General features: G+C 56.0%; 15 protein-coding genes and 5 tRNA genes. 15 read left to right on the top strand and 5 right to left on the bottom strand.

Annotated features, from left to right (window positions below):
* Nucleotides 1-63 precede the first annotated feature (63 nt).
* The 10 genes from ACT3UM_RS12760 to ACT3UM_RS12715 all read left to right on the top strand — a co-directional run bounded on the left by ACT3UM_RS12760 (nt 64) and on the right by ACT3UM_RS12715 (nt 8,919).
* Nucleotides 64-1,827 carry a tetratricopeptide repeat protein gene (locus ACT3UM_RS12760; protein ID WP_498899298.1) on the top strand — a complete coding sequence of 588 codons (1,764 nt, stop codon included), beginning with the start codon at nt 64-66 and terminating at the stop codon, nt 1,825-1,827.
* A gap of 60 nt (nt 1,828-1,887) precedes the next feature.
* Nucleotides 1,888-2,532 carry a lipoprotein insertase outer membrane protein LolB gene (gene lolB, locus ACT3UM_RS12755; RefSeq protein ID WP_498899296.1) on the top strand — a complete coding sequence of 215 codons (645 nt, stop codon included), beginning with the start codon at nt 1,888-1,890 and terminating at the stop codon, nt 2,530-2,532.
* A 14-nt stretch (nt 2,533-2,546) separates the two neighbouring features.
* Complete coding sequence (ispE, locus tag ACT3UM_RS12750; protein ID WP_498899294.1) at nt 2,547-3,401, top strand: 4-(cytidine 5'-diphospho)-2-C-methyl-D-erythritol kinase; 855 nt, start codon at nt 2,547-2,549, stop codon at nt 3,399-3,401.
* 93 nt (nt 3,402-3,494) lie between these two features.
* Nucleotides 3,495-3,569, top strand: a tRNA-Gln gene (locus ACT3UM_RS12745).
* 58 nt (nt 3,570-3,627) lie between these two features.
* A complete protein-coding gene (locus ACT3UM_RS12740) occupies nt 3,628-4,569 on the top strand; it encodes a ribose-phosphate pyrophosphokinase (RefSeq protein ID WP_009287569.1) in 942 nt (313 codons plus the stop codon).
* A 96-nt stretch (nt 4,570-4,665) separates the two neighbouring features.
* Nucleotides 4,666-5,307, top strand: a complete 642-nt coding sequence (locus tag ACT3UM_RS12735; protein ID WP_498899292.1) for a 50S ribosomal protein L25/general stress protein Ctc — start codon at nt 4,666-4,668, stop codon at nt 5,305-5,307.
* Between the two features lie 173 nt (nt 5,308-5,480).
* On the top strand, nt 5,481-6,068 hold the full coding sequence (pth, locus tag ACT3UM_RS12730) for an aminoacyl-tRNA hydrolase (RefSeq protein ID WP_498899290.1): 588 nt from the start codon (nt 5,481-5,483) through the stop codon (nt 6,066-6,068).
* 103 nt (nt 6,069-6,171) lie between these two features.
* Nucleotides 6,172-7,263, top strand: coding sequence for a redox-regulated ATPase YchF (gene ychF, locus ACT3UM_RS12725; protein ID WP_498899288.1), 1,092 nt, complete (start codon nt 6,172-6,174; stop codon nt 7,261-7,263).
* Nucleotides 7,264-7,385: 122 nt separating this feature from the next.
* A complete protein-coding gene (mltF, locus tag ACT3UM_RS12720) occupies nt 7,386-8,768 on the top strand; it encodes a membrane-bound lytic murein transglycosylase MltF (RefSeq protein WP_498899287.1) in 1,383 nt (460 codons plus the stop codon).
* 74 nt (nt 8,769-8,842) lie between these two features.
* Nucleotides 8,843-8,919 (top strand) — tRNA-Met (locus ACT3UM_RS12715).
* Between the two features lie 103 nt (nt 8,920-9,022).
* On the opposite strand, the gene ACT3UM_RS12710 is transcribed toward ACT3UM_RS12715, so the two are convergent.
* On the bottom strand, nt 9,023-10,342 hold the full coding sequence (locus tag ACT3UM_RS12710) for a M18 family aminopeptidase (RefSeq protein WP_498899285.1): 1,320 nt from the start codon (nt 10,340-10,342) through the stop codon (nt 9,023-9,025).
* A gap of 138 nt (nt 10,343-10,480) precedes the next feature.
* Here ACT3UM_RS12710 and ACT3UM_RS12705 point away from each other — a divergent pair, with 138 nt between their 5' ends.
* On the top strand, nt 10,481-12,592 hold the full coding sequence (locus tag ACT3UM_RS12705; RefSeq protein ID WP_498899283.1) for a carboxy terminal-processing peptidase: 2,112 nt from the start codon (nt 10,481-10,483) through the stop codon (nt 12,590-12,592).
* An 83-nt stretch (nt 12,593-12,675) separates the two neighbouring features.
* Here the strand turns inward: ACT3UM_RS12705 and ACT3UM_RS12700 are convergent, their stop codons facing one another.
* From ACT3UM_RS12700 to ACT3UM_RS12685, 4 genes are all read right to left on the bottom strand, one after another.
* Nucleotides 12,676-13,041 (bottom strand): metalloregulator ArsR/SmtB family transcription factor, encoded by a 366-nt coding sequence (locus tag ACT3UM_RS12700; RefSeq protein WP_498899281.1) that lies wholly within the window; start codon nt 13,039-13,041, stop codon nt 12,676-12,678.
* Nucleotides 13,042-13,195: 154 nt separating this feature from the next.
* Nucleotides 13,196-13,271 (bottom strand) — tRNA-Asn (locus ACT3UM_RS12695).
* Between the two features lie 62 nt (nt 13,272-13,333).
* A tRNA-Asn gene (locus tag ACT3UM_RS12690) sits at nt 13,334-13,409 on the bottom strand.
* A 53-nt stretch (nt 13,410-13,462) separates the two neighbouring features.
* Nucleotides 13,463-13,538 (bottom strand) — tRNA-Asn (locus ACT3UM_RS12685).
* Between the two features lie 198 nt (nt 13,539-13,736).
* On the opposite strand from ACT3UM_RS12685, the gene miaB reads away from it, so the two are divergent.
* The 4 genes from miaB to ACT3UM_RS12665 all read left to right on the top strand — a co-directional run bounded on the left by miaB (nt 13,737) and on the right by ACT3UM_RS12665 (nt 17,767).
* On the top strand, nt 13,737-15,080 hold the full coding sequence (gene miaB, locus ACT3UM_RS12680; protein WP_498899279.1) for a tRNA (N6-isopentenyl adenosine(37)-C2)-methylthiotransferase MiaB: 1,344 nt from the start codon (nt 13,737-13,739) through the stop codon (nt 15,078-15,080).
* Nucleotides 15,081-15,165: 85 nt separating this feature from the next.
* Nucleotides 15,166-16,245, top strand: a complete 1,080-nt coding sequence (locus tag ACT3UM_RS12675) for a PhoH family protein (RefSeq protein ID WP_498899277.1) — start codon at nt 15,166-15,168, stop codon at nt 16,243-16,245.
* 23 nt (nt 16,246-16,268) lie between these two features.
* The gene (gene ybeY, locus ACT3UM_RS12670) at nt 16,269-16,745 is read left to right on the top strand and encodes an rRNA maturation RNase YbeY (protein ID WP_498899464.1); all 477 of its coding nucleotides are present in this window, start codon (nt 16,269-16,271) and stop codon (nt 16,743-16,745) included.
* A gap of 122 nt (nt 16,746-16,867) precedes the next feature.
* Nucleotides 16,868-17,767 (top strand): CorC family transporter, encoded by a 900-nt coding sequence (locus ACT3UM_RS12665; protein ID WP_144810856.1) that lies wholly within the window; start codon nt 16,868-16,870, stop codon nt 17,765-17,767.
* The last annotated feature ends 19 nt before the right edge of the window (nt 17,768-17,786 follow it).

Below are 17,786 nucleotides of genomic sequence, written 5' to 3'. Positions count from 1 at the left end.
TTTACATTATCAGGCCCTGTATTCAAGGGTTTTAACTGTTCGGGCTTCCCACTAGTGGGCGCTATGCTCCGGCATTCGGCGCTGCTACCCGTGGCCGCCTCTGCTGCTCTGCTGCTAAGCGGCTGCCAATCCACGCCTAGCCCACAGGACGGCCCCCTCGGCACCTGGTCCGATGACCCGATGCGCAATGCACCGCCGATCACCCGTGGACTGGATGCCGCTGGGTTAAGCACGCTACTCGGCGCCGAGCTTGCTGGCCAGCGCGGTGACTATCGCTACGCAAGCCAGGGCTACCTGGAAGCGGCGAAGCGCTACCGCGAGCCAGCGCTTGCCGAGCGCGCCACCTTCGCGGCCCGCTTTGGCAATGAGGCCTCACTGATAGAGGCTTCCGCACTTCGCTGGCGAGAGCTTGCTCCCCAGGCAGAAGCGCCCAATCGCCTGCTGGCGGCTTTTTCACTACAGCGCGGTGATTGGCTCGACAGCCTTGAGCAGCGCCTCGATATTGTTGAAGCTGGCGGCCACGGCGATGTCACCGCCTTTGCCGAGATCGCCGTGGCTGAAGAGGCGCCACTAACGTTAATCGCTCAGCAGCTGCGCAAGCATTTAGCCCGTCCCAATGCTGACCAACTGCCGCACCACAGCGATGTGCTGCTGGGCACCGCCTTGATCGAGGCCACTCTGGGCGATACCACGCTTGCCCAGCGACGACTTGATCAAGTCGAGTTACTCGATCCCGAATCCGCTGCGTTATGGCTGGTGAAAGCGCGCTTGGCACTGGAGGTTGAGGATTACTCAACCGCCCAGCATGCGGCCCAACAAGGCCTAGAGCTCGCGCCTGACGATGTACGTTTTATCCTGCTGCTAGCCCAGGCGGAAATTCGCCTTAACAATATTAGTGCCGCTGAAACTCAAACCGATGCACTACTCGCAAGCCACGGCGGCAATCAGGATCTGCGCTTATCGCTAGCCCAACTCTATCTTGAAGAAGGCCACCCCGAGCCAGCACAACGCTTGCTGCAGCCGCTAATCGGCCAACCCGAGGTACCGGATTTAGCCTATTACCTACTTGGTGCCATCACTCAAGTGCAAGGCGATACCGATAATGCGCTGCTTTATTTTCGCCAAGTCCGCGAGGGCAGAGAATTTTTGCCCGCTCGCGCGGCGGCGGCGCGAATGCTGATTGAGGAAGACCGCCTGCTGGATGCTCGCGCCTTCCTGCGCATTGAGCGGATGCGCTTTGATAATTACTTTACCGAATTGGTGATGCTCGAAGTTCAATTGCTGGACGACATCAATCAGCCTGCGGACGCTAATGCGTTATTAGACCGTGAAATTAGCCGTACCCCTGATGACGCATCGCTACTTTATATGCGCGCCATGCGGCACTGGGAAGCGGGCGATATTGCAGGAATGGAGCAGGATTTACGCCAGATATTGAGCACTGAACCTAATAATGCTGAAGCGCTCAATGCGCTGGGCTACACATTGGCCGACCTTAACTTGCCAGGACGTTTACAAGAAGCCTTTGAGCTGATTGAGCGCGCTTACGAGGCCGACCCAGACAATCCCGCCGTACTTGACAGCATGGGCTGGGTTTACTTCCGAATGGGACAGCCTGAAGAAGCGTTACCCTGGCTTGAAAGTGCTTACTCACAGCTACCCGATCAGGAAGTTGCCGCGCATCTCGCCGAAGTGCTGAAAGCGTTGGGGCGTGATGACGAGGCGCGCCAGCTGATCCAGCAAATCATGCAGCGAACGCGCCCACATCCGCTGATCGACGAGCTACTTGAACGCTACCCTGAACTAACGCCGCCAGAGACACCCTAACTCTGCGAACCACACTCTTTAAACGCATTGCGCCGTAACTACCTAACATGGAGCCTGTTAATGTTGACACTGATGTCCCCTTCCCGCCGCTGGCCACTAACACGACACTCTTCGCGCCTCTGGCTTGCCGGTTTCGCGCTACTCTTACTCGCAGGGTGTGCCTCCCAAGGCCCCATGGATGAAAGTGGTCGTCAAGCGGGCCAGTGGGAACGCCAGCAGGCTGAGGTAGAGGCATTCGATACCTGGACGCTGGTCGGCAAAGCCGGGTTGAGAACACCCCAAGAGAACGTCAGCGCCAACCTAGACTGGAATCAGACCCCCTACTATTTCCGCATGCTGATCAGCGGGCCGTTTGGCGGCGGACGCAACGTACTGGAGGGCCGCGAAGGGCGTTTCTCGCTCTCCAATAGCGATGGCCGTTTTGAAGCAGAAACGCCAGAAGCGCTAATGGAAGAGCAGCTTGGCTGGGCTCTGCCCGTCAGCGCCATGCCCGATTGGGTGCGCGGCCTGCCTGGCGAGCACGGTAGCTACCAGCTAGAAACTGATGAATTGGGCTTTCCCAGCCACCTGGAACAAGACGGTTGGGAAATTGACTATCGCGACTGGGAAAAAGTCGATGATCTATGGCTACCACGCCGCATGATCATGAACTACGACGACGTTCGCATTACGCTGGTGGTTAATCAGTGGCAAGCAAGCGAGTAAGGGTCATCGTTTAAATGAACGCCCCATTGACGCTTCCCGCACCGGCCAAGCTTAACCGCATGCTGCATATTGTGGGCCGTCGTTCAGACGGCTACCACTCGCTGCAAACGCTATTTCAGTTTATCGATTTCTGCGACCACCTGACGCTCACCCCCCGCGATGACGGGGAGATTCTGCTAACCAGCGAGGTGAGCGGCGTTAGCCATGATGACAATTTGGTCGTGCGTGCAGCACAATTATTGCAACACCATAGCGGCACCCCACTAGGGGCTTCACTTACGATTGAAAAGCAGCTGCCTATGGGAGGTGGCTTGGGTGGCGGTAGCTCCAACGCCGCCACCACATTAGTGGGGCTTAACCACCTTTGGCAGCTCCATCTACCGCTTGACGAATTAGCCCATCTGGGGCTAGAGCTTGGGGCCGATGTGCCGGTGTTTGTTCACGGCCATAGCGCCTGGGCCGAAGGGGTTGGCGAGCAGCTCACGGCGGTAACACTGGATACGCCATGGTTTGTGATTATTCATCCTGGTATTAGCGTCTCTACACCTGCGGTGTTCCAAGACCCGCAATTGACACGTGACAGCCGCCCCATTACTATGGCGCGCGCACTGCAGGGGGGAGCGCCGGAGTGGCGCAATGACTGTGAGGCCGTCGTAAAGGAACGCTATCCGCCAGTGGCGGAAGCCCTTCACTGGCTCGAGCAGCACGCACCCAGTCGGTTGACCGGCACGGGGGCTTGTCTGTTTGCTGCTTTCGAAACACAGCAAGCGGCGCAAGCAACCGCGCAATTAGCGGGTCAACGCTGGCCGACATGGGTAGCACGCGGACTCAATACCTCCCCCCTACATGATGCTCTGGGCTGTTTATAATCCCGCTCTGGGCAGTTTACAGTCCCGCTCTGGGCTATTTACAGTCCCGCTCTGGGCAGTTAAAAGCGCCCGGTCAGCGCGTTAGGTTATTGCTGGGGTATCGCCAAGTGGTAAGGCACCGCTTTTTGGTAGCGGCATTCCCAGGTTCGAATCCTGGTACCCCAGCCAACCTGACAATGGCCTGCGTTTTTACCCCTGATTCCCAACACTGCAAAGGTGGCTGCGCGTGTCAAAATTGATGGTTTTCGCCGGGAATGCTAATCCCGCACTCGCTCAAAAAATTGCCGAGAGCTTAGACAGCCGTATGGGTAACGCGACGGTGGGTCAATTCAGCGACGGCGAAATCGCAGTCGAGATCAATGAGAACGTGCGCGGTAAGGATGTCTTTATCCTGCAATCCACCTGTGCACCGACCAACGATAATCTGATGGAGTTGATTCTGATGGTCGACGCCCTGCGTCGTGCCTCGGCTACTCGCATCACAGCGGTACTGCCCTACTTTGGCTATGCCCGCCAGGATCGCCGTGTGCGCTCCGCACGGGTGCCAATATCTGCCAAAGTAGTGGCGGACATGATGGTTAAAGCAGGCGTTGACCGCGTGATGACCATGGATCTACACGCTGATCAGATCCAAGGCTTCTTTGATGTCCCGGTTGACAACGTCTACGGCTCGCCCATCCTGCTGGATGATATCGAACGTCAGAATTACAGCGACCTTGTCGTCGTTTCCCCTGACGTTGGCGGCGTTGTACGTGCCCGCGCTATTGCCAAACAGCTGAATGCCGATCTCGCAATTATCGATAAGCGTCGACCCCAGGCTAACCAGGCCCAGGTGATGCATATCATCGGCGAGATTGAAGGCCGCACCTGTGTTGTGGTCGACGATATGATCGATACCGCAGGCACGCTGTGCAAGGCCGGTGAAGCGCTTAAAGACCACGGCGCCAAACGCGTAGTGGCCTATGCGACACACCCGATTTTGTCCGGCCCAGCGGTCGATAATATTACCAACTCCGTACTGGATGAAGTGGTGGTGACCGACACCATCCCGCTATCTGACGTTGCTCGTCGTAGCGGCAAAATTCGCCAGTTGAGCGTTGCGGGCCTGATCGCGGAAGCGATTCGCCGGGTCAGCAATGAAGAATCTGTCAGCGCGATGTTCCACTAACCGCCTGACGATACAGCCCCCTTTTGGGGCCACGGAAGCGCTGTCGTCTGGTCGCGGTCGGCAGCGTATTCCTTACTTTAACTAAGAGGCAATTCCATGTCTGATTTTATCCTGAAAGCCAGCGTTCGTAACGACCTGGGGAAAGGTGCGAGCCGCCGCCTGCGTCGTGCGAACCAGCAAGTGCCGGCCGTTGTATACGGTGGTGAGAAAGGCGCGCAGTCTATCTCTGTAGAAAAAACCGCTTTCTACAAAGCGATTGAAGACGAGTCCTTCTTCTCCTCAGTCATCAAACTGATGATTGAAGGTAAAGAAGAGCAAGTGGTTGTTCGTGATCTGCAGCGTCACCCCTTCAAGCCGCTGCTGACCCACGCCGACTTTATGCGCGTCGATGCCACTCACGAAATCACCATCAACGTGCCGCTGCATGTGACGGGCGAAGAAACGTGCGTCGGTATCAAAGACCAAGGTGGTGAACTGCACGTACTGGCCAACGAAGTTGCCATCAGCTGCTTGCCGAAAGACCTGCCTGACTATCTGGAAGTCGATATCAGTGCACTAGAACTCGGCACTACGCTGCACTTATCTGACCTTACCCTGCCGGCCGGCGTCACCTCAGTTGACCTGTCCCACGGTGAAGAGCACGATAATGCGGTTCTCAGCGTCACTAAAGTAAAAGTGCGTGCTGAAGAAGATGAAGACGGTGAAAGCGAAGGCGAAGAAGACACCAGCGCTGAGTAAACACCCCGTTAAGCATTCTATAGGGCCATGCCTGCATGGCCCTTGTGATGCGAAGATGATGTTAGAATCAAGCGCCTCGGCGCTTGATTTTTTTTAGGGCCGTTGCTGGAGCAGCGTCAACTATGTTGTCCAGATCATGCTGGTCTTCTGGATATTTTGTATGAGGTGGGGAGATGAGCCAGGTAACAGCCATTATTGGCTTAGGTAACCCAGGTGCGGAGTATAGCGCCACGCGTCATAACGCCGGTTTTTGGCTGGTAGAGGCAATTGCGCAGAGCGCCCATGCAGAGCTGCGCCCGGAAAAGAAATTTTTTGGCCACTACGCAAAGGTGCGCCTGGGCGACCATGAGCTACACCTGCTCAACCCCGCCACCTTTATGAATCGTAGCGGCGCCGCAGTGGCAGCCTTAAACCAGTTCTTCAAGCTTGCCCCTGAAAACCTGCTGGTCGCCCACGACGAGCTCGACCTGCCACCCGGCCAGGCACGCTATAAAACCGGCGGCGGACACGGCGGCCACAACGGTCTGCGCGATATAATTAGCGCACTCGGCGATCAAAAACAGTTTCACCGCCTACGAATCGGCATTGGCCACCCCGGAGAGGCACGCCAGGTGACTAATTATGTACTGGGACGGCCCGGCAAGAGCGAACACGAAGCCATCGTTCGCGCCCTGGATGAGTGCGTCGCCACGCTACCATTAGCACTAGCAGGCGACTGGGCCAAAGCGATGAACCAGTTACATAGCCTTAAGCCAGAATAGCGTTCGTCGATAACTGGCTAGTGACGCTGGTAGCTGACGGCAAGCACATCTCGTAGAATGGCGGTTATTTCACGCCCTACCACCTTATTCTCAGGAACATTTTATGGGTTTCAATTGCGGCATCGTCGGTCTGCCGAACGTCGGCAAGTCCACACTATTCAATGCACTGACCAAGTCAGGCATCGATGCAGAAAACTTCCCCTTCTGCACCATTGAGCCGAACGTGGGTATCGTGCCGATGCCGGATCCACGCCTTGATAAGCTCTCCGAAATCGTCAAGCCGCAAAAAGTACTACCGACCACTATGGAGTTTGTCGATATTGCTGGCTTGGTTGCCGGGGCCTCCAAAGGTGAAGGTCTGGGCAATAAATTCCTGGCCAATATTCGCGAAACCCAGGCAATTGCCCATGTGGTGCGCTGCTTTGATAACGACAACGTCATCCACGTAGCCAACCAGGTCGACCCCCGCGCCGATATCGAAACGATCAATCTAGAGTTGGCACTGGCCGATCTGGATACTGTCGAAAAAGCCAGCCAGCGCTTGGTTCGTTCAGTAAAAGGCGGCGACAAAGACGCGATAGCCACCAAGGCCATTCTGGATCGTATCCAGCCCCACGTGGCGGAAGGCTTGCCGCTACGCAGCTTTGGGTTAAGCGAAGATGAGCAACGCCAGGTGAAAAGCTTCGGTTTTTTGACCCTGAAACCGACCATGTATATTGCCAACGTCAATGAAGACGGTTTCGAGAACAATCCCTACCTGGATATTGTCAATGAAATCGCCGCTGAAGAAGGCGCGTTGGTGGTGCCCGTCTGCAACCAGCTGGAAGCGGAAATCGCCGAGCTGGATGACGAAGAGCGCTCGATGTTTTTAAGCGAGATGGGCATGGATGAGCCGGGCCTTGACCGCGTGATTCGCGCGGGCTACTCATTATTGGGTTTGCAAACCTACTTCACAGCCGGAGTTAAAGAAGTCCGCGCCTGGACAGTGAAGGAGGGCGCTACAGCCCCAGAAGCCGCTGGCGTGATTCACACCGACTTTCAAAAAGGCTTTATCCGCGCCGAAGTGGTCGCCTACGACGACTTTGTCTCGCTAGGCGGTGAACAGGGCGCTAAAGATGCCGGCAAGTGGCGCCTTGAAGGCAAAGAGTACATTGTCAAAGATGGCGATGTGGTGCACTTCCGTTTTAATGTGTAATTAAGCATTACATGCTGGCTGCCCTCTTCATACGGGCAGCCACAGTGTTTCCCCGCCTATGCGCATACACACCGTTGAATCGCCACCTTCCTGGCGATAAGAAAGCTTGCTAGGGTTCAAGCATGCCTTTCTCTTGTCCCCGCCTACTGATCATTACCTCACCGCTGCTCATACTACTGGGCTGCGAACCGAGTGCACCTCCACCCGCGACACAGCTTGAGCCGCCGGAACCTGGCGGAACACTCAAGGTAGCCACCCGGAACAGCGCCACCACCTACTACCTTGATAGGGATGGCGCATCCGCCGGGCCTGAGCACGACTTAGTCGAGTCGTTCGCCGCCGCTAACGACTGGCAGGTTGAGTGGACGTTGCTGGAATCAACGACCGAGGTGCTTCAAGCCCTGAAAGAGGGCCATGTACAGCTCGCCGCCGCTGGCTTGACCCACCTTCCCTCCCGCGATGAGCACTTTATCCAGGGCCCCACCCACACCGATATCGTCGAGCAATTGGTGTGTCACCGCGACATGCGCCCCCTGCCACGCCAGGTAGAGGAAATGGCCGGAGTCGAAATTCGTGTCACGGCGGATTCCAGCTACGCTGAAAAGCTCCAAAGCTTGGTCAACCAGTACACCGGCATTGCCTTCGAAGAAGATCCTCGTACCACCGAGATACTGCTGACCGCAGTGGCCGAAAAACGCATCGACTGTACCCTGGCCGACTCCAATATTGTACGGCTAGTGCGGCGCCACTTTCCGCACCTGGAGGTCGCCATGAACCTCACCAGCGGTGACCGGCTGGGCTGGTATCTTCCACCCGACCAACAGGCACTCGCCGAAATGGCCACTCAATGGATGGCGAGCCGCGAGGGCCAAGAAAACACCGCGGAAGTACAGCAGCGTTACTATGCCTACGTCAGCGAGTTCGATTTCGTCGACCTACGCGCGCTCAACCGACGCATCGACGAGCGCCTGCCGAACTTCCTTGATCTTTTCCTAGCGGCCGAGCAAGAAACCGGAATACCTGCTGACCTACTCGCCGCCCTGGCTTACCAGGAGTCGCACTGGGATCCCCAGGCCGTCTCCCCAACGGGGGTGCGCGGCATCATGATGCTAACCCAGAGTACCGCTAAATCCCTCGGCGTCGATAATCGCTTGAACCCCGCCGAAGCCATCGACGCTGGCGCACGCTATCTCGCTGACCGTCATCAGCGCCTACCGGACACTCTCCCCGAGCCGGATCGCACCTACCTGGCTTTGGCAAGTTACAACATTGGCCGCGGCCATGTGCTTGACGCCCGACAGCTGGCCCGCGATTTAGGCAAGAACCCAGACTCTTGGGCGGACATGAAAGAAGTACTGCCCCTCAAGGCGGATAAGCGCTATTACCCGCAGACTCGCTATGGCTATGCGCGGGGCTATGAACCGGTGCACTATGTCCAGCGAATTCGCAACTATCAGGATGTGATCAGTGCAGCGATCATGTGGTTACCGCTAGAGGATGACTGACGACCGCCCGCCTCCTGGCACAATAAATGCTTGACGGGCGGCGTCTTGCTGAGTAATATTCGCCCCCGTTGAAAGGCTACGTAGCTCAGCTGGTTAGAGCACATCACTCATAATGATGGGGTCCCCTGTTCAAATCAGGGCGTAGCCACCAAACGATTTTAAGCAGTACTGAAAAGCCCGCTGATTGTTTTATCAGCGGGCTTTTTGTTTTGGTGCGGCTTTTATTAGCTGAGTGCTTTATTGATAGCGCCCCGTCAACCCAGTGTTGCGCGGTTCAAAAAGAGCGTTAGCGCGCGGGTTAGATACTCAACATCTTGACTGCCCGCGGTTTCCCGAATCGAATGCATCGCCCATTGAGGCACGCCGACATCAATAGTGGGCACCCCCAATTCAGTGGCGGTAATCGGGCCAATCGTGCTTCCACAGCCCATATCCGCCCGGGTAACAAACGACTGCACCGGTACATTCGCCTCACGACAAATATCGCGAAACAGCGCTCCGGTGGCACTATTAGTAGCGTAGCGCTGGCTCGCATTTACCTTGATCACCGGGCCGCCGTTAATTGCCGGACCGTGGTGCTCATCGTGCTTATCGAGAAAGTTAGGATGCAGCGCGTGGGCATTATCGCAAGAGATCATCAACGACGATTGAATCAGCTGAATGAGCGATTCTTCATTTCCTTTTCCGCTCCCACTGCCCCCAACTTGGGCATTTATGCGCTTCAGCACATCCGCTAAGAAAGGGCCTTGGGCACCACAAGCGCTGGCACTGCCGACTTCCTCATGGTCATTAGCGACCAGCAATGCGCCTTGGCTACCGTCGCAAGCCAACAGCGCTTCTAAACCGATAAAGCAGGAGAGCAGGTTATCCAACCGGGCGCTGGCCACCAGCTCTTGCTTAACACCGACCAGAGACGGCGGCTGAACATCGTAAAAACCTAATTCAAAGTCCACTACTTCCACTGCACGCAAGCCGTGCTGCTCTTCTAACCATTGCGCCACCAGCTCGCCTAGCGTAGCCGTATCGCTCTGCATCAACACTGGCGCCATTTGCGTCTGCGGGTTAATCGGCCGACCTGCGTTGACATCACGATCCAGGTGAATCGCCAGGCTCGGCACCATGGCAATTGCCCGATCGACATTCAGCAATACGCTTTCCAAACGACCATCGGCATGGCGCACATGGACACGCCCTGCCAACCCCAGGTCACGGTCAAACCACGGCGCTAACAAAACACCGCCGTATACCTGCACGCCTAACTGCAACCAACCCGCTGAGCACTGAGTGGCATTAGGCTTTAGATGCAGTCCTGGGCTATCAGTGTGGGCACCGATCATACGCAGCGCCGTTAATTCAGACTTTGGCAGCTGAAAGGCAATAATCGCTGAGTCATTACGGGTGACGTAGTAGCGTTTGCCCGGCGTTAGCTGCCAACTGGCCTTCTCTTCCAGCCGCTGAAAACCGGCTTGCTCCAACCGCGCAGCCATATTGCTTGCCGCATGCCACGGAGTGGGTGATTGACGCAGAAAATCGCACAACCGCGTTAAACGATCAGCGTTGAAAGTCTCCGACATGGAAATCCTCATAACAGTAATGATTGAGCCTCAGAACGCAGGTGACCTGCTACAATACTCCTTCGACCTACGCAACTCATGGGTCATATGCGAGTCTAGGGAAGAATGAGTGTACACAAATCCGGGAGAGCTTGACTGATGAGCTTGTTTGCAACGCTTACGCGTTCGGTCGCCCTGGCTGTCATGCTGGTCATTACCAGCCCAGCCGCCTTCGCGCAACTTGAACCTACCGATGAACAACGCCAGGCGGCAGTGGAAATTGCGGACTCGCTCCGCTACGGACATTATGCTGATATTACTTTTGACGAAGCGTGGTCTAAGAATGTTTTCCAACGCTACTTGGACATTCTTGACGGCCAGCGCGCCTACCTGCTGCGCAGCGATATCGAACCCTATCGTCACTTAGAGACAGGCATGGCCGACGCCCTTTTCAATGGCGAGCTGGATGCTGCCTTCAGCCTCTACAACACATTTAGTGACCGACAGCGGGCGCGCCTTGAGTCACTACTTGCGCAGCTTGATGAAGGCCTGAACTTTGTCTTTGATAGCAACGAGCGCTTAGAAATTGATCGTGAGGAGGCCCCCTGGGCATCCCGGCAAAGCGAGCTCGATGAGTTATGGCGCAAACGGCTCAAAAACGACGCTTTAACGCTGGCCTTAACCGACCTGGATAACGAACAGATTGAAACCAATCTGCGCCAGCGCTACGAAGGCCAACTGACACGGCTGGAGCAAACCGAATCTGAAGACGTGTTTGGCGTGTTGATGGCAGCAGTCACCGGCAGCATCGACCCACACACTGGTTATCTCTCCCCCCGCCAGAGCGAATCGTTTGATATCCAGATGAGCCTTTCCCTCGAGGGCATTGGCGCCCTGCTCCAGTCAGACGGCGAGTACGTTAAAGTATCAAGCCTTGTGCCTGGCGGCCCCGCAGAGCGCGCCGGGGTTTTAGAACCCGCTGACCGCATTATCGCCGTGGGCCAGGAAGAGGGCGAGATGGTCAATGTGGTGGGCATGCGCCTGGATAACGTGGTGGACTTGATTCGCGGCCCCAAAGACTCGGTTGTCCGCTTGGATGTGGTACCCGCCCAAGCGGTGGATACAACACGGTCGCAGATAGTTGAGATCACCCGCGATACCGTCAGTCTTGAAGACCAGGCGGCCAGCAGCGAAGTTATTGAAGTTGAACGCAACGGCGAACCTCATCGCCTAGGGGTGATTAACATTCCAACGTTCTACGTCGATTTTGACGCCTGGCAAGCGGGTGAAGAGGAGTATCGCAGCACTACCCGCGATGTCGGCAAAGAAGTCGAGCGCCTTAAAGAAGAGGGCGTGGAAGGTATCGTGCTTGACCTGCGCAATAACGGCGGCGGCGCGCTGCAGGAAGCCAATTCGCTCATCGGCCTGTTTATTGACCGCGGCCCTACCGTACAGGTGCGCGATGCCCAGGGGCGTATTCAACTCTATGGCGACAGCGAAGCAGGTACGCTCTATGACGGCCCACTAGGCGTGCTGGTCAACCGCCTCTCCGCTTCTGCTTCTGAGATTTTTGCGGGTGCGATTCAAGACTACGGGCGCGGCCTCGTTCTGGGTACGCAAACCTTCGGCAAAGGCACCGTGCAAACCCTGAATGATTTGAGCCATGGGCAGATTAAACTGACCCGCGCCAAGTTCTATCGCATCTCTGGCGACAGCACCCAGAACCGTGGCGTTGAGCCGGACATTCATTTCCCGACGCTGATTGACCCCGAACGCATTGGCGAAAGCAGTCTGGATAATGCGCTCGCCTGGGACACCGTCCAGAACGTTCAGTACCGTCGCTATGGCGAGCCGGAAACCGTACTGGACAAACTGATTACCCAGCACGACGCGCGCGCCGAGGACAATCCCAACTTCCGCTACCTGGAGCGCCAATCAGCGCTAGCCCGTCAGCTACGCGAGCAGCACACCAGCGTGAGTCTCAATCGCGAGCAGCGTAAGCGCGAAATGGAAGCCCAGGAAGCCGAGCAGCTCTCGCTGGAAAACCAACGCCGCCGCGCGCTGGGCCTTGAAGAGCTGGATGAGTGGATGGACGCCCGCACAGATGCCACCGCAGGGCTAACGGAAGAGACAGATGACACAGAGGCATCGGCTGACAACGAAGAGGACGAAGCACTCGCTGTTGATCGTGCCTACGTGCTTGAATCTGCTGAAGTCTTACTTGACTACGCCCACTTGCAAGACACTCGGCGGCTAGCAGCCAAACGCTAATGGCGCTCCATTAAACAATACGCTGAGTTCAAAAGCGCCGGCCCTTTCTAGGGGTCGGCGTTTTAGTTTCAACTGTTCTAGGCTCAACATAGTGCAGCAAGGCGGGCAGGCCGATCGCCCATTTTGGTTAAGCGTTTAGTGAGCGCTGCCAACTGAACGGCACTGCCCTGACCACCCGCGCGAATAATCTCAAGCGCCCAGGCAGGCAACTTGGGAGCAAGCCGGTAGTAGACCCACTGCCCTTCGCGCTGATCACTTAACAGCCCACACTGGCGCAATTGAGCCAGGTGGCGCGACACTTTAGGCTGCGACTCCTGTAGTGCATGGGTCATTTCACACACGCACAGCTCTTGCTCTTGAGCAACCAGGAGCACCAGCATCAAACGGGTCTCATCACTTAAACATTTAAATACTTGCAGCGCCTCGGGCGCGTTGACGTTGCCCACCATGAACTTCCCAAACCAATGGATGATCCGTGTAGTTTACGTCACTGGAGAGACTAACGATAAGCGTCAATCAAATTAGCTCGAAACATAGGGCGAACATTAGCGTTTAGCTGACTGGCGATATAAAGCGAGGGAGAAAAAAGAGGGGAAAACGAAATGGCTCCTCGAGCAGGACTCGAACCTGCGACCCAATGATTAACAGTCATTTGCTCTACCAACTGAGCTATCGAGGAACAACGCACTACCTGAATCGGCGTACCGAAAAGGCAGCTAAACAAACACTAGCAGTACAACTTGGCTCCTCGAGCAGGACTCGAACCTGCGACCCAATGATTAACAGTCATTTGCTCTACCAACTGAGCTATCGAGGAACGTTGTGGTGTTTAAAGCGAAGCCAGCCTACTGATAAACATCAGCAAGTGATTGGCTCCTCGAGCAGGACTCGAACCTGCGACCCAATGATTAACAGTCATTTGCTCTACCAACTGAGCTATCGAGGAACTGCTCAAACACGGTGCGTAGTATACCCATAGAAACGTGAGGGTCAAGTATCGATTATGGATGAACGCTAGCCGCTGGTTTCTTCAATCCGTATAATGCAGCGACTAACGATAGCGGTTCGGACACCAGCATTGCTGACCGCGCGACAATACTCCATTCATCCTCGTCCCCCGACGACTCATAGATGACAGGTACCGATGGCGAAGAAGCTCTTCATCAAAACGCACGGCTGCCAAATGAACGAGTACGACTCCTCCCGTATGGCGGACCTACTCGGCGAATCTCACCAGCTCGAACTCACTGATAATGAGCGTGAAGCCGATGTTATTCTGTTAAACACCTGCTCGATTCGCGAAAAAGCGCAGGAGAAAGTTTTTCATCAGCTGGGACGCTGGAAAAAACTCAAGGACGCCAACCCGAACTTAGTGATTGGCGTGGGTGGCTGCGTGGCAAGCCAGGAAGGCGAAGCGATTCGCAAACGGGCCCCTCACGTGGACATGGTGTTCGGGCCGCAAACCCTGCACCGCGTACCCTCAATGCTGGATGCCCGCGGCAACAATCAGATTGCCGCGGTGGATGTCACTTTTCCCGAAATCGAAAAGTTCGACCATCTGCCCAAGCCCACCTCCGACGGCGCGACGGCGTTTGTATCGATCATGGAAGGCTGTTCCAAGTACTGTACCTTCTGCGTGGTGCCCTACACCCGTGGCGAAGAGGTCTCGCGCCCCTTTGAGGCGGTAATGGATGAAGTCATCCATCTTTCCGACCAGGGCGTACGTGAGATCAACCTGCTGGGCCAGAACGTCAACGCCTACTGCGGTGAGAACCAGCTTGGCGATGAGATCGACCTGGCCGAACTGATTGCCTGCGTGGCGGCAGTAGAGGGCATTGACCGCATCCGCTTTACTACCTCACACCCGGTGGAATTTACCGACAGCCTGGTCGATGCTTATGCTGATATCCCTGAGCTGGTAAGCCACCTACACCTACCGGTACAGTCGGGTTCAGACCGTATTCTTACTGCCATGAAGCGTGGGCATACGGCGGCCGAATACATCGAAAAGATGGAGCGCATCCGCGCCAATCGCCCGGACATCAGCTTCTCTTCTGACTTCATCATCGGCTTCCCCGGCGAAACAGAAGAGGACTTCGAAGCGACGATGAATTTAATTCATCAAATCGGCTTCGATCATTCGTTTAGCTTCGTTTACTCCCCACGCCCCGGCACTCCTGCCTCCGGCCTGCCGGATGAAACGCCGGAAAGTGTTAAAAAGCAGCGCCTGGCGATTCTACAAGAGCGGATTATTCAGCAAACCGCGCAAATTAGCCGTCGCATGGTAGGTAGCACACAGCGCGTACTGGTTAACGGCTTTTCGCCGCGAGACCCCGGCCAGCTCTCAGGGCGCACCGAAAATAACCGCGTGGTTAACTTCCGCGCTGCCAACCCCACCGAGCTGATCGGCTACTTTGTCGATGTAGAGATCACCGAGGCATTTCCCAATTCGCTGCGCGGTGAGCTTGCCTCACCCGAGCGCTATTGATCGTTCTCTTATCACAGATCATTGCCCCGCTTCTGGCGGGGCAGTAAGCTGAACGATACACACACTAACGAGGGGTTCCCCACTCTTGAGCCAGCCAACACCTCAGGCCAATCGCATCATCACCTTAAGCCTTGAACCCAATGATCCGCAGCGCCTTGCTAGCCTTTGCGGCCAGCAGGACGAGCATTTGAAGCTGATTGAAAGCCGCCTAGATGTGACGCTGCGCAACCGGGGCAATGTGTTTCAACTGGCGGGCCCCGCCAACCGCATTAAGGCAGCGGCAAATGTGTTGGAACACCTCTATCGCGAAACAGCGGCGAGCGAACTCGAGGCCGATACCGTGCACCTGTTCCTGCAAGAGTCCGGGCTTGAAGCCCTGGAAGAGGAAGAGGACGGCACCGGCAGCGGTGATGAAGTGATCATGCGCACACCGCGCACCATGATCAAACCACGCGGGCTTAACCAGCAACGCTACGTCTCCAGCATCCGCGAACACGATATCAATTTCGGCATTGGGCCGGCGGGCACGGGTAAAACCTACCTTGCCGTTGCTGCCGCAGTCGAAGCACTCAATCAGCAGGAAGTGCGCCGCATCCTGCTCGTGCGCCCGGCGGTTGAAGCGGGTGAAAAGCTGGGCTTCCTACCCGGCGACCTGGCCCAGAAGATCGATCCCTACCTGCGCCCTCTTTACGACGCCCTGTATGAAATGATCGGTTTTGAGCAGGTAGCAAAACTGATTGAGCGGCAGGTGATTGAAATCGCCCCGCTGGCTTATATGCGTGGCCGTACGCTCAATAACGCCTACATCATTCTGGATGAGAGCCAAAACACCACCCCGGAGCAGATGAAAATGTTCCTGACCCGGATTGGCTTTGGCTCTACTGCAGTGATTACCGGCGACGTCACCCAGGTCGATCTGCCCAAAGGCCAACGCTCGGGGCTGATTCAGGTGCTCGACGTACTGAAAGATACTCAAGGCATCGGTGTCACCCACTTTGCCGCCAAGGACGTGGTACGCCACCCGCTGGTTCAGCGCATTATCGAAGCCTACGATATGTTTGAATCCCAGCAGGAAGTGGAAGAGCGCGCCCGCCGCGAAGTGCGCCAGCAAGAGCGTGATGCACGCATGCAGGCACGGGAAGGTTCCTGGGATAGCTCGCGATGAGCGTGCCTGTGAACGACGCTACGATGGGCGATGCCACGGAGGTCATCGTTGATCGTCAGGCGGCCATCAACGAACCCCTGCTACCCAGCTTGGCACAGCTCACCCACTGGGTGGGCTGCGTGTTTGCCCACCACCCTGACGATCAGCGCCTTGAAGTGACGATTCGCTTTGTGGATGAGCGTGAAAGCCAAACCCTCAACCGTGACTATCGCGGTAAAGATAGCACGACCAACGTGCTGTCATTTCCCTTTGAAGGCCCACCGGGTGTTGATTTACCGCTACTGGGCGACCTGGTGATTTGTCATGCTGTCGTGGCCAAAGAAGCCAGCGAGCAAAGCAAGCCAATTGAGCACCACTACGCCCATATGGTCGTGCATGGCATCCTGCATTTAATGGGCTACGATCATATTGACGATGAGGAAGCCGAAGAGATGGAGCAATTCGAGCGCGAACTATTGGCCGAACTGAACATCCCTGATCCCTACTCTGACGACGTCTAAGCGCCTACAACTTTATTATTTGTTAGCGGCTGCGTTAAATCAGGTAACAATGAATCTGGTACTATCCCCCGCTTCAGTGATAAAACAGCTACTTGTCTGCCCGCAAACGAGAGAATTGACGCATGAGCGAAGACCGATCGAGCAACCCTAATCAAAAATCCTGGCTCGAGAAACTCTTTGGCGCCCTTTCCGGAGATAATGACGAACCCAGCTCGCGGGATGAGCTGATGACGTTTTTACGCCATACCGCAGGGAAATTAAAGCTGGATCAGGACGCCATCATGATCATTGAAGGGGCGCTTGAGATCAGCGATCAGCAGGTTCGTGAAGTGCTGATACCCCGCTCACAGGTCTCAGCCATCGCCCTGGATCAAACCAGCGACGGCTACCTACCGCTGATTCAGGAGACCGGCCACTCCCGCTACCCGGTGATTGGCGAAAACCTGGATGATATTAAAGGCATTCTGCTGGTCAAAGACCTGCTACCACTGCTCTCGCAAACCCAGGCCCAGCGTGACGCCTTCAAACTCGATGACATTTTGCGCCCGGCGATGTTTATCCCCGAATCAAAACGCCTTAACAGCCTGCTCAAAGAGTTTCGTGACACTCATAATCATATGGCGGTGGTGGTGGATGAATACGGCGGTACTGCTGGTATTATCACCATCGAAGATATTCTTGAACAGATCGTCGGTGACATCGAAGATGAGCACGATACCGACGAAGAGGACGATATCCGCGAGATTGAAAATGGCCGCTTTGCCATTCGCGCGCTAACCCCCATCGAAGACTTCAATGAACGCTTTGACACCGAGTTCTCTGACGAAGAGTTTGATACCGTTGGCGGCCTGGTGATGCAGCAGTTCGGCCATCTACCTCGGCGCGGTGAACACACCGTGCTTGGCGGCTGGCGGTTTGTGATCCTCAATGCCGACACCCGGCGCATTCGTCTGCTCGAAGCCTACCGCGACACCCGTGGTGATGACGAAGAAGATGATGACCAGGAGAACAAGCCAGCCTAAGCGCATGGCGCCACGCTGA

It is taken from the genome of Halomonas sp. AOP13-D3-9, from assembly GCF_052379125.1.
Classification (GTDB): Bacteria; Pseudomonadota; Gammaproteobacteria; order Pseudomonadales; family Halomonadaceae; genus Vreelandella.
The sequence above is the reverse complement of the archived record's forward strand: the minus strand, read 5'-3'. Positions and strand labels throughout refer to the sequence as shown.

Excerpts from the sequence above, each read along its gene's own strand:
- pth (WP_498899290.1), top strand. The coding sequence starts at position 5,481 with ATGAGCCAGGTAACAGCCATTATTGGCTTAGGTAACCCAGGTGCGGAG.
- ybeY (WP_498899464.1), top strand. The coding sequence starts at position 16,269 with ATGGGCGATGCCACGGAGGTCATCGTTGATCGTCAGGCGGCCATCAAC.
- miaB (WP_498899279.1), top strand. The coding sequence starts at position 13,737 with ATGGCGAAGAAGCTCTTCATCAAAACGCACGGCTGCCAAATGAACGAG.
- ACT3UM_RS12700 (WP_498899281.1), bottom strand. The coding sequence starts at position 13,041 with ATGGTGGGCAACGTCAACGCGCCCGAGGCGCTGCAAGTATTTAAATGT.
- ACT3UM_RS12665 (WP_144810856.1), top strand. The coding sequence starts at position 16,868 with ATGAGCGAAGACCGATCGAGCAACCCTAATCAAAAATCCTGGCTCGAG.
- ACT3UM_RS12705 (WP_498899283.1), top strand. The coding sequence starts at position 10,481 with ATGAGCTTGTTTGCAACGCTTACGCGTTCGGTCGCCCTGGCTGTCATG.
- ACT3UM_RS12735 (WP_498899292.1), top strand. The coding sequence starts at position 4,666 with ATGTCTGATTTTATCCTGAAAGCCAGCGTTCGTAACGACCTGGGGAAA.
- ACT3UM_RS12710 (WP_498899285.1), bottom strand. The coding sequence starts at position 10,342 with ATGTCGGAGACTTTCAACGCTGATCGTTTAACGCGGTTGTGCGATTTT.
- lolB (WP_498899296.1), top strand. The coding sequence starts at position 1,888 with ATGTTGACACTGATGTCCCCTTCCCGCCGCTGGCCACTAACACGACAC.
- ACT3UM_RS12760 (WP_498899298.1), top strand. The coding sequence starts at position 64 with ATGCTCCGGCATTCGGCGCTGCTACCCGTGGCCGCCTCTGCTGCTCTG.
- ychF (WP_498899288.1), top strand. The coding sequence starts at position 6,172 with ATGGGTTTCAATTGCGGCATCGTCGGTCTGCCGAACGTCGGCAAGTCC.
- ispE (WP_498899294.1), top strand. The coding sequence starts at position 2,547 with ATGAACGCCCCATTGACGCTTCCCGCACCGGCCAAGCTTAACCGCATG.
- mltF (WP_498899287.1), top strand. The coding sequence starts at position 7,386 with ATGCCTTTCTCTTGTCCCCGCCTACTGATCATTACCTCACCGCTGCTC.